Source organism: Phenylobacterium sp. (assembly GCF_028290885.1).
In the GTDB taxonomy this organism is placed as follows: Bacteria; Pseudomonadota; Alphaproteobacteria; order Caulobacterales; family Caulobacteraceae; genus Phenylobacterium.
Genome location: NZ_JAQGIZ010000193.1, coordinates 1 through 8,715 on the forward strand (window position 1 = coordinate 1; position 8,715 = coordinate 8,715).

Sequence of the window (8,715 nt, forward strand, 5' to 3'; positions counted from 1 at the left end):
CCGATCCGCATGCAGAACGCCTTCCCCAAGCTCTCGCGCACGCCGGGCGCCGTGCGCTGGCCGGGGCCGGCGCTGGGGGCGCATACGGACGAGGTGCTGAAGGCCCGCGCGAGCTGTTCGGACGACCGCCTGGCCGAGCTGCGGGCCAAGGGGATCATCTGACGCCCGGTCCGCGGCCTGTGCCGCGGACCGTACGTGGGAGTCGGGTCGCTTGACGCGGGCGAGATCCCTGGGCCGCCGGTCCGGCCCCTGCGAATGCCGCAGGCCCCCCTCCGACCTTTCTACAGCGGAGGTTTCCCTGCGCCGAGGCGGCGCCTTGTCTCAGGGGTGCGGCGTGTTGACCTTGAGCAGCTCCGCCACCGCGGCGGCCACCTGGGTCACGTCATAGGGCTTGCGGATCACCGGCGCGTCGAACCCGCCGGGCGCCCCGCCCGCCTCGCCATAGCCGGTGGCGAACACGAACGGGACCTGGCGGGCCGCCAGCGCCTGGGCGACCGGCGTCACCGAGTGGCCGTTGAGGTTGGCGTCGAGCACCGCCGCGTCGATCGGCTGGTCGAGCAGGCCCATGGCCTCCTCCAGCTCATAGGCCGGGCCGATCACCCTGGCGCCCGCGTGGGAGAGGCCGATCTCCAGCTCCATGGCCAGCAGCACAGCGTCCTCGACGATCAGCACACGGGCCCCGCGCAGGTTGGTCGGGCCGCTGGAGGTGGCGACGGTCTCTGCGATGCGGGCGGCCGGCGCCTCGGGCACCGTCTCCGGCCGTGGGGCCACCGCGGCCGCGCCGGCGCGCAGCGTGGCCCGCACGCCGGCTGGCCGATAGTCGATGTGGGTCTCGCCGTTCAGCTCGCGGCCGGTGACCTGCTCCAGCAGCGTCGAGCCGAAGCCGCGGCGGATTGGCGGAGTCACGGTCGGACCGCCGCTCTCGGTCCAGGTCAGCTCGAAGCCGCCGTCGCGGCATTGCGTCCAGCGCAGGTTCACCCGCCCGGTGTCCACGGAGAGCGCCCCGAACTTCACGGCGTTGGCGGCCAGCTCGTGCAGACCGAGCGCCAGGGCGTTGGCGGCCCGCGGCGTCAGGAACAGCTCCGGGCCTTCCCACGCGGTCTGGCCGGGCGCCAGCGCGCCGAGCTCGGCGGCGGCGAGGTGATCGATGGCCGCGCCGCGCCAGCGGGCGGCGGTGAGCAATTCGTTGGCCGAGCCCATGGCCTTCAGCCGCCCGCCGAAATTCTGCAGGAACCCGTCCAGCGAGGTGGTCCGCCGCGCCGTCTGGATGGCCAGCGACTGGACGGTGGCGAGCACATTCTTCACCCGGTGGTCCAGCTCGGCCATCAGGGTCTGACGCTGGTCCTCCTCCAGCTTTCGCGGCGTGATGTCCTCGACGATGCCGGTGACGCTGCGCGGGCGCCCCTCGGCGTCCCTCGCCAGCACGCCAGCCACCCGCACCCAGACCGTGCGGCCGTCGTCGGGGCGAATGACGCGGAATTCGAATTCGTACTGGCCGCCCGCCGGGCGCTGCTGCTTCTTCCGGGTGCGGAAGGCTTCCAGGTCGTCGGGATGGATGAACGGCTCCAGCGCCCGCGTGTCGCTGGCCGGCATGGGCCCGGGCGGAAACCCGGTGATCGCCGCCATGCGCTCGCTGACGGTCAGCGCGCCGCGGGCCATGTCCCACTCGAACTCGCCCAGCCCCGCCACCTGCAGGGCCAGCTCCAGCCGCCGATGCTCCTCACTGCGACCCGGGTCACCTCGCGTCATGCACCGAACATAGGGCCGTGGGCGCGAGAGCGCGACAGGAACCGTGCGCTGCGGATGGCGTTTCGCACCAGGGCGGGAGGCGGCTTGGCTTTGCGGCCAAGCCAGGAACCGGCTAGGGTGTCCGACGTTCAGGCTTACAACTCCCCGTCGCCCGCCGGGGCCACCTTACGGAGACTATCCCATGCCCCCGAACGCCGTTGACTTTGCCGCCGACGAGACCAAGAGCGCGGTCAACTCCGCCACCGACAATGCGACCAAACTTTCCGCCGAGGCGCAGCGCTCCTTCGCCGACGCCGCCAAGCGCATCGAGCGCGCCGTCACCGAGGGCGTCGAACAGCTCCGCGCCCAGACCCGCGCCTACACAGACACGGCCGGCCAACAGCTCGACCAGGCCCAGCAATACATGACCGAGCGGGTCAAGGAGCGGCCGCTGGCCGCCACCGGCGCTGCGCTCGGCGTCGGCGTGCTGATCGGCCTGCTGCTCTCCGCCGCCTCTTCGCGCCGCTGATCTCGCCGCCGACATCCGCGACGTGATCTTCAGGAAGTTCGTCGGACTGGTCGCCGCCTTCGCCGCCATCGCGGCGGCGGCGGGCGTCTGCGTCGTGGCCCTGGCCTTCGCGCTCTATGCGGCGCTGCGCGACATCGTCGGACCCGCCTGGGCGGCCGCCGGGGTTGCGGGCGCCGTGGCGCTCATCGCCCTGATCCTCGCCTTCGTCATCACCCGCAAGGCGCGGCCGAAGCCGGTGAAGGGCGACAGCCAGAACCTCACCGCGAAGCTGATCGAACTCGCCCGCGAGCGGCCGCTGGTGGCCCTGGGCGCGGTGGGCGCGGCCGCCGCCGTGGTCCTCAAGAATCCGCGCATCCTCAGCGCAGTGATCGCCGGCCTGTTCGCCGGCCGCCCGCCTCCGAAGAAGTAGCCTTCTCTCCCGCGCCCCCACGCTGCGCGCGTGGAGAGGCGTGACTTCGGAACGGCGCCGTTCCCCGGGCGTTGGTTTGGCCGGTAGCGCCATGACGGCGCGAATGGAGGAAAACCCATGCTTGGCTGGGCTCTGACTTTCCTGGTGGTCGCCCTGATCGCCGGCGTGCTTGGATTCACGACCATCGCGGGCGCCGCGATCGGCATCGCCAAGATCGTCTTCTACGTGTTCCTGGTGCTGTTCGTGGTTTCGCTGATCATGAACTTCGTGCGAGGCCGCGGAACAAGCCTCTGAGACTGGCCTCAGCGCCGGTCCAGAGACCAGGTGCGATAGGGCTCGAAGTGCGAGCCCGTCCACCCGAGGGCGGCGATGCGGATCGCCGCCCCTTCTATTTCCACCACATTGAAGCTGGCGGGCACGCCGCGCTCGCGGGTCGATAGGGTGCCGGCGCCCACCGCATAGGTCCGACCGTCGGCGAACGGATAGGGCCAGACGAAGGGCGCGTGAATATGGCCCGACAGCACCAGGTCAACGCCTGCGTCGGCGAAGTCCCGCGCCGCGGCCTCCCCGCCCCAGACCCTGGCGGTCATCGGGCCGCCGATCATCTCGGTCAGCGGATGGTGGCAGGCGACGATGCGCACGCACTCGGCATGCGCGTCCCCGAACCAGTCGACCGCGGCCTGGACCTGCCGCTTGGATATCTGCCCCTTCGACCAGTTGATCCGGGCCTGCGCGCCGCGCGCGGTGTTGAGGCCCCGCACCGCGAACCCTCCGCCCAGGTGGGTCTGCGCCGGCGCCGGCCCGATGGCGCGCTCATAGCGGCGGAAGGGCGCGAAGATCCGCTCGGCGGGGGCCAGGTAGGGCGCGTCGTGGTTGCCGGGGGTCACGAGTTTTGGCGCCTGGACCTGGTGCAGCCAGCCCGCCGCGGCCTCGAATTCCGCCACCTCGGCATAGCGGGTGAGGTCGCCGGTCACCACCACCAGGTCGAAGCCGTCGGAGTTGAGCATCTCCGTCGCCGCGGCCACCGCCGGGACGTTCTCGCCGCCGAAGTGGATGTCGGAGAGGTGCGCCAGGCGGACGGCCATGCCAGATCAGACGTCCTTGGGGATCGCCAGGATGCGGGCGATCTTCGGATTGTAGCGGACTTCCGCCAGCGTCCGCAGACGCACGGGCTCGCCGTCCAGCATCGCCGGGATTCCGTGCGCGGACCAGACCCGCGCCACCTTGCAGGGCGCCACCTCCACCCCCGGCGCGTCGCGCCAGTCGCCGGTCAGGGCGCGGAAGCCCAGCCGAAAGGCGTCCGCCACGTCCTTGACGTCGAGCGCCGCGGCCTCGAGCGCGTCGGCGTCGTTGTTCAGCACGCGCGAGGTCAGCGGGCACATGAAGATCAGCGCCTCGGCCTTCTCCCTAGGCCCGTTGTCCAGGATGTAGCGCAGCCGGCCGGAGAAGGCCCGGCGCATGGCCCGGCGCGCGCGCAGCCAGGCGAGCTTCAGCTTGCCGAACCGCGCCGCCTCGCGGGCCGGCGCCCAGAGCGCGGGCGAGCCGAAGATGGCCGACACCAGGAAGCTGTGCCCTTCGACGTCGCCGCCGCCGATCGGCCGTTCGAAGCCCTGCTCGAGGGCGATGGACAGCGCCGTCTGCCACGGCCGGGGGCCGTAGATCGCGTGGGGCAGCAGGTTCATCGTCCCGCCAGGCAGCGGCGCGATGACCGGTCCGTCCGGTCCGCATAGCTCGGCCGCCGCCCGCGCCGTGCCATCGCCGGCCAGCACGATCAGAAGGTCGGGCGCGGCGTTGACGGCCGCGCGCAGGCAGGTTTCCAGGTCCTCCGGCTGCGGGGCCCTGACGTTGGGCGACAATCCGTAGTCGTGGAGAATCTTCTCGATCTCGGCGGGCGCAGTGGGGCCCACGCTGCCCGAGGCGATGTTGGCCACCACCTCAACCCTCTTCAGCCGCGTGATCGCCCCCAATGCGATACCCTAGCCGGCGGAGCCGTCGGCCTTGGCCTTCGCGGCCTGGCCGGCGTCGCGCAAGGATTGGCCGGTCTGGCTCGCGGCGTCGCGCACCTGGGGCTCGGCGCGGCTGACCGCGATGGAGAGGTTCTCGTCGACCACGCCGCCGGCGCGGGTGAAGGAGCCGTTCACCGCCGCCAGCGCCAACAGCACCACGCCGCACGCCGCCGCGATGAAGGTGAAGGTCATGAATATCGGATGCCGTCGGCGGCTGGCGCGCTCGTCCCGGCGGCCGCGCTCGTAGGCCTCGCGGACATCGGCCTGGACCTCTTTGAGATCAAGCTGCTCGGCTCGGCTCAGGGCTGAAGTTCCGTCATTGGGATCGAGGCGCGCGGCAACCATCGCAGGGCTCCGTTCAAAGCTTGTGCATGCCCAACGGCGGGGGATGACGCCGGTTCCGGAAAGCCACAGTATGCCTGAAGACAGGGGAGCGCGTCGGAACTGCCCCGCTGGCCCGGCGTTTGGGCCGCCAGGGGACCAGCAAGGAGAGCTTGACCTATGTTGCTTAAACCACTGATCGCCCTCGCCGGGGCCGGTGCGCTGCTCTGCGCCTGCGCCGACGACCCCCACACGACGAACACCACCCTTGGCGGCGCCGCGCTCGGCGCAGTGGCCGGCGCGGTGATCGGCAACAACACCGGCTCCGGCAACGCCGCGACCGGCGCCCTGATCGGCGGCGCGGTGGGCGCTGCGGCAGGCGCTGTGAAGGGTTGCCACGACCAGGGCGGCTGCGGCGCGTCCGCCGGCGGCCACCGCCAGTACTATGACGAGCGCGCGGGTCGGTACTATTATTACGACTCCGGCACCGGCCGCTATTTCTGGGAAGACGGCAGCCCTCGCTGAGGCGGACCTGCCGAAGTGATACTGGCGAGGGCGGCCGGATTGTCCGGCCGCCCTTTGTCATGCTGGAAAGGGCTTTCGATGATGACCCTGCGTGGAACGGCGAGCGTTGCGATGATCCTGGCGCTGGGGTTGGGCGGCTGCGCGGCGATGAAGACCGGGCGCGACCGGATCGTGAAGGCCCCGCCGCGCTGCGCGGACCAGACCGTGGAAGTCTACTTCGATGCGGAATCCGCCGAGGTCACCAAGGAAGGGCGCGCGGTGATCGCCGCGGCCGCCCGCGAGGGCCGGCCCTGCAAGGTGGCCGGCGTCGACGTCCTGGGCCTCTCCGACAGCGCCGGCGGCGCCGACGCCAACCTTGAGCTCTCCAAGCGTCGCGCCCAGTCGGTGACCGCCGCCCTCGCCGCGGCCGGCCTGCCGGCGGGCGAATTCAAGGTCCAGGCCGCGGGCCAGGCCGGCTCCCTGACCGCCGGCGGCCAAGCCCGGCCGCTGCGCCGCCGCGTCGATGTGGTGCTGCACCTTTCGCCGGGCTGACACCCGCGCAAAACAGCCCACGCAAAGGAAGGGCGGGTCCTTGGACCCGCCCAGGTGTGCATCATCGAGAAAAGGGGTGCGGAGACGGCAGACTGGCATGTTCGCCAGTCTCAAGTCGGGGGGGGCGTCGCCGCCTCCGCAAGTCTAGAAACTCACGTGGCGCCATTGCGTTCCGGACGGGGGCCAACTTTTTTAGGGTTTTTTCGGCGGGCCGCGGACGTCCTGCCGGCGCCTTCACAACCTGCTGTTTTATCAATCCTTTTTGGACAGCTTGGCCGTTAGCTGCCGGTGCGGTCGGAACACGCGAGGCGCAGAAACGTTTCCATGCTGATGGGGGACTCCACCCCACCGCATCGTCAGGGAACCTTCATGCAGCCCGCCTTCGCTCCGCGGCGTGGTCCGATCCTGATGAAGACTCCGAACCATCGCCAGCAGGCGGTGCGCCGCAGGCTGGCCGCGATCTGCGCGGTGCTGGGCCTGGCGCTCGCCAGCGGCCTCATCGGCTCCTTGATCCACCCTGCGAGCCAGGTTTCCAGCCGCCCGACCACCGGTCCCTTCAGCTACATCCCGGCCCAGTAAAGGGAGGCTTCCATGTCCGACTCCTCGAGACCCGCCGATCCCCCGAGACCCGTGCTCAACGCGACGCGCGCGCGTCAGGGCCGCTTCGGCCGGCACATGGTCTGGGTTCTGGTGTTCAGCACCTTGCTCGCGGCTATCGGGCTGTTCCTCGCCTGGACCTGGAAGGCGCCGAGCCTGGCGTCGGCCAATTCCGACAACGGCCGCGCCAGCGCCGCCAAGGCCTTCAGCGCTCCGGAGCCAGCGGCGGTGGTCCCGCCACCCGGAACCGACCACACCGCCCCGCAGGCCCCCTAGCGCCGGCGACATCACAGACGGCCAAGGCCGCCCGCGACGGCGGGCTTCTTCTTGCCTCACCCGCAAAGCGGGGGAGGGAGAGCTTTGATCCTAGTCCACCGACTGCCCGCGGAACGCGCGGACCGCGAAGTTGGCGACCAGCAGCACCAGGAAGACCACGAACAGCACCTTGGCGATGGTCGCCGCCAAGCCCGCCAGGCTGACGAAGCCCAGGACGCCCGCGACGATCGCCAGGATCGCAAACACCAGGGCCCAACCGAGCATGGGGAACTCTCCTCGAACGAAAAAAGGGCGCCGCGGCTGCCGCGACGCCCTTGCCGTAACGTGGGGCCTGTTCGGCCGTTCCGCCCTCAGGCCGCCTGCTTGGAGGCCTTGCGGGGATGGAAGAACAGCGCCTGGCCGATGGCGGCCTTCACCGTCTCCGGCTGGAACGGCTTGGTGATCAGGAAGGTCGGCTCAGGGCGCTCGCCGGTCAGCAGGCGCTCGGGGAAGGCGGTGATGAAGATCACCGGCACGTTGAAACGGGCCAGGATGTCCTTCACCGCGTCGATGCCCGACGAGCCGTCGGCCAGCTGGATGTCGGCCAGCACCAGCCCCGGCGTCTTGCGGGAGACGGCGTCCACCGCCTCGGTGCGGGTGGCGGCGATGTCCACCACGGTGTGGCCGAGCTCCTTCACCAGGGCCTCGATGTCGGCCGCGATGACCGGCTCGTCCTCGATGATCAGCACGTCTGTGGCCAGTTCCGCGTCGATCTCGGCCTGGGCCTCGGCGATCAGCCGCTCGACCTCGGCGAAGTCGGTGTCGAGGATCTGGGCGGCCTCGGAGGGCGTGAAGCCCTCCAGCGCGGTCAGCAGGAAGGCTTGGCGCGAGCGCGGGGCGATGCGCATCAGCCGCCGCGTGGTGTCGTCGACGCCGGCGTAGTCCTCGTCCTGCGGGGCCTCCAGCTGGGCGCCGGAGCTGCACCAGATGGCGTGGAACACGTGATAGAGCGCGACCCTCGGCGTCAGATTGGCCTCCAGGGTGCGTTCCCCGGCCGCCAGCGCCTCAAGCGCGACGCGGACGTAGTGGTCGCCGGTCGTCTGGTCGCCGGTCAGGGCGCGGGCGTAACGCCGGACATAGGGGAGGTGAGGCGCGAGGCGGGCTAGCAGACTCAAGGGTTGACCCCTCCCATGGGTATTGAGGCGTTGACGCGTACGAGGCAGCCGGAGGCGTTTCCCCGACGATCCCCATCATGGTGTAAAAACGCTACAACAGGGAACTTGTTCCCAAAACGGTGGGTTTTCCGCATCTTGCGCGCTGTGGCACGGGAACTCGGGGCGGAGCCGGGCGTTGATGGGCGACGAGGATGCTATGAGGGGGCGGCCTTCGCGAAAGCGGCATGCCGACAATATGATCGAAAACATACCTTCACCGGACCCGCGAAAGCCGTCCGCAGCGCTCGACGAAGCCCGACTTCGCCAGCAGGCCATCGGTGTTCGCCTGCGCCAGATGTTCGACGAAGTGGTCAACGAGGACGTCCCGGATGAGTTCCTGGACATCCTGCGCCGCGCCGACAGCAAGACCGTGGAGAACGGCTGATGTCGGGCGAACCCGCGGTCCGTCCCTCCCGATCGGGCCCTGACGACGAGGGCTTCAAACGCGAGCTGGTGCAGCTGATCCCCCATCTGCGGGCCTTCGCGCGCACCCTGTGCGGCGACCCGGCCGCGGCCGACGACCTGGCGCAGGACGCCATGATGAAGGCCTGGGACGCCCGCGCCAGCTTCCAGATGGGCACCAACATGAAGGCCTGGACC

General features: G+C 70.5%; 15 protein-coding genes and 1 pseudogene. 10 read left to right on the plus strand and 6 right to left on the minus strand.

Annotated features, from left to right (window positions below):
* Positions 1–162, plus strand: a pseudogene (locus JWP28_RS13140) (CoA transferase); the annotation flags it as partial.
* A 159-nt stretch (positions 163–321) separates the two neighbouring features.
* On the opposite strand, the gene JWP28_RS13145 reads toward JWP28_RS13140, so the two are convergent.
* Positions 322–1,749, minus strand: a complete 1,428-nt coding sequence (locus JWP28_RS13145) for an HWE histidine kinase domain-containing protein (RefSeq protein ID WP_299543533.1) — start codon at positions 1,747–1,749, stop codon at positions 322–324.
* A gap of 181 nt (positions 1,750–1,930) precedes the next feature.
* On the opposite strand from JWP28_RS13145, the gene JWP28_RS13150 reads away from it, so the two are divergent.
* The 3 genes from JWP28_RS13150 (at position 1,931) to JWP28_RS13160 (ending at position 2,960) form a co-directional block, all read left to right on the plus strand.
* On the plus strand, positions 1,931–2,257 hold the full coding sequence (locus JWP28_RS13150; protein ID WP_299543535.1) for a hypothetical protein: 327 nt from the start codon (positions 1,931–1,933) through the stop codon (positions 2,255–2,257).
* A gap of 22 nt (positions 2,258–2,279) precedes the next feature.
* Positions 2,280–2,666 carry a hypothetical protein gene (locus JWP28_RS13155; RefSeq protein ID WP_299543536.1) on the plus strand — a complete coding sequence of 129 codons (387 nt, stop codon included), beginning with the start codon at positions 2,280–2,282 and terminating at the stop codon, positions 2,664–2,666.
* A 117-nt stretch (positions 2,667–2,783) separates the two neighbouring features.
* The gene (locus JWP28_RS13160) at positions 2,784–2,960 is read left to right on the plus strand and encodes a DUF1328 domain-containing protein (protein ID WP_299543538.1); all 177 of its coding nucleotides are present in this window, start codon (positions 2,784–2,786) and stop codon (positions 2,958–2,960) included.
* Positions 2,961–2,968: 8 nt separating this feature from the next.
* Here JWP28_RS13160 and JWP28_RS13165 read toward each other — a convergent pair whose 3' ends face one another.
* From JWP28_RS13165 to JWP28_RS13175, 3 genes are read right to left on the minus strand one after another with little or no spacing between them, the layout of a single operon-like run.
* Positions 2,969–3,751 (minus strand): metallophosphoesterase, encoded by a 783-nt coding sequence (locus tag JWP28_RS13165; protein ID WP_299543539.1) that lies wholly within the window; start codon positions 3,749–3,751, stop codon positions 2,969–2,971.
* A 6-nt stretch (positions 3,752–3,757) separates the two neighbouring features.
* Positions 3,758–4,600 carry a diacylglycerol kinase family protein gene (locus JWP28_RS13170; protein ID WP_299543541.1) on the minus strand — a complete coding sequence of 281 codons (843 nt, stop codon included), beginning with the start codon at positions 4,598–4,600 and terminating at the stop codon, positions 3,758–3,760.
* A gap of 42 nt (positions 4,601–4,642) precedes the next feature.
* A complete protein-coding gene (locus JWP28_RS13175) occupies positions 4,643–5,017 on the minus strand; it encodes a hypothetical protein (protein ID WP_299543543.1) in 375 nt (124 codons plus the stop codon).
* A gap of 159 nt (positions 5,018–5,176) precedes the next feature.
* Here JWP28_RS13175 and JWP28_RS13180 point away from each other — a divergent pair, with 159 nt between their 5' ends.
* The 4 genes from JWP28_RS13180 to JWP28_RS13195 all read left to right on the plus strand — a co-directional run bounded on the left by JWP28_RS13180 (position 5,177) and on the right by JWP28_RS13195 (position 6,922).
* Positions 5,177–5,518: a YMGG-like glycine zipper-containing protein gene (locus JWP28_RS13180; RefSeq protein ID WP_299543554.1), complete on the plus strand. Its 342-nt coding sequence runs from the start codon at positions 5,177–5,179 to the stop codon at positions 5,516–5,518.
* Positions 5,519–5,596: 78 nt separating this feature from the next.
* Positions 5,597–6,049 (plus strand): OmpA family protein, encoded by a 453-nt coding sequence (locus tag JWP28_RS13185; RefSeq protein WP_299543545.1) that lies wholly within the window; start codon positions 5,597–5,599, stop codon positions 6,047–6,049.
* A gap of 369 nt (positions 6,050–6,418) precedes the next feature.
* Positions 6,419–6,628, plus strand: coding sequence for a hypothetical protein (locus JWP28_RS13190; protein WP_299543547.1), 210 nt, complete (start codon positions 6,419–6,421; stop codon positions 6,626–6,628).
* A 12-nt stretch (positions 6,629–6,640) separates the two neighbouring features.
* Positions 6,641–6,922: a hypothetical protein gene (locus JWP28_RS13195; protein ID WP_299543548.1), complete on the plus strand. Its 282-nt coding sequence runs from the start codon at positions 6,641–6,643 to the stop codon at positions 6,920–6,922.
* Positions 6,923–7,012: 90 nt separating this feature from the next.
* Here JWP28_RS13195 and JWP28_RS13200 read toward each other — a convergent pair whose 3' ends face one another.
* Positions 7,013–7,186, minus strand: coding sequence for a DUF1328 family protein (locus JWP28_RS13200; protein ID WP_299543549.1), 174 nt, complete (start codon positions 7,184–7,186; stop codon positions 7,013–7,015).
* 86 nt (positions 7,187–7,272) lie between these two features.
* Entirely contained in the window at positions 7,273–8,076 is an 804-nt protein-coding gene (locus JWP28_RS13205) for a response regulator (protein ID WP_299543551.1), read from the minus strand.
* A 235-nt stretch (positions 8,077–8,311) separates the two neighbouring features.
* On the opposite strand from JWP28_RS13205, the gene JWP28_RS13210 reads away from it, so the two are divergent.
* Together JWP28_RS13210 and JWP28_RS13215 are read left to right on the plus strand one after the other, a co-directional pair.
* Complete coding sequence (locus JWP28_RS13210) at positions 8,312–8,500, plus strand: NepR family anti-sigma factor (RefSeq protein ID WP_299543556.1); 189 nt, start codon at positions 8,312–8,314, stop codon at positions 8,498–8,500.
* On the plus strand, positions 8,500–8,715 hold a 216-nt coding region (locus tag JWP28_RS13215; protein ID WP_299543552.1), incomplete at its 3' end, for a sigma factor. The genes JWP28_RS13210 and JWP28_RS13215, both read left to right, overlap by 1 nt.

Bases quoted from the DNA above. Each gene is read 5' to 3' on its own strand.
- JWP28_RS13145 (WP_299543533.1), bottom strand. From the start codon at position 1,749: ATGACGCGAGGTGACCCGGGTCGCAGTGAGGAGCATCGGCGGCTGGAG.
- JWP28_RS13185 (WP_299543545.1), top strand. From the start codon at position 5,597: ATGATGACCCTGCGTGGAACGGCGAGCGTTGCGATGATCCTGGCGCTG.
- JWP28_RS13195 (WP_299543548.1), top strand. From the start codon at position 6,641: ATGTCCGACTCCTCGAGACCCGCCGATCCCCCGAGACCCGTGCTCAAC.
- JWP28_RS13160 (WP_299543538.1), top strand. From the start codon at position 2,784: ATGCTTGGCTGGGCTCTGACTTTCCTGGTGGTCGCCCTGATCGCCGGC.
- JWP28_RS13150 (WP_299543535.1), top strand. From the start codon at position 1,931: ATGCCCCCGAACGCCGTTGACTTTGCCGCCGACGAGACCAAGAGCGCG.
- JWP28_RS13210 (WP_299543556.1), top strand. From the start codon at position 8,312: ATGATCGAAAACATACCTTCACCGGACCCGCGAAAGCCGTCCGCAGCG.
- JWP28_RS13175 (WP_299543543.1), bottom strand. From the start codon at position 5,017: ATGGTTGCCGCGCGCCTCGATCCCAATGACGGAACTTCAGCCCTGAGC.
- JWP28_RS13165 (WP_299543539.1), bottom strand. From the start codon at position 3,751: ATGGCCGTCCGCCTGGCGCACCTCTCCGACATCCACTTCGGCGGCGAG.
- JWP28_RS13190 (WP_299543547.1), top strand. From the start codon at position 6,419: ATGCAGCCCGCCTTCGCTCCGCGGCGTGGTCCGATCCTGATGAAGACT.
- JWP28_RS13200 (WP_299543549.1), bottom strand. From the start codon at position 7,186: ATGCTCGGTTGGGCCCTGGTGTTTGCGATCCTGGCGATCGTCGCGGGC.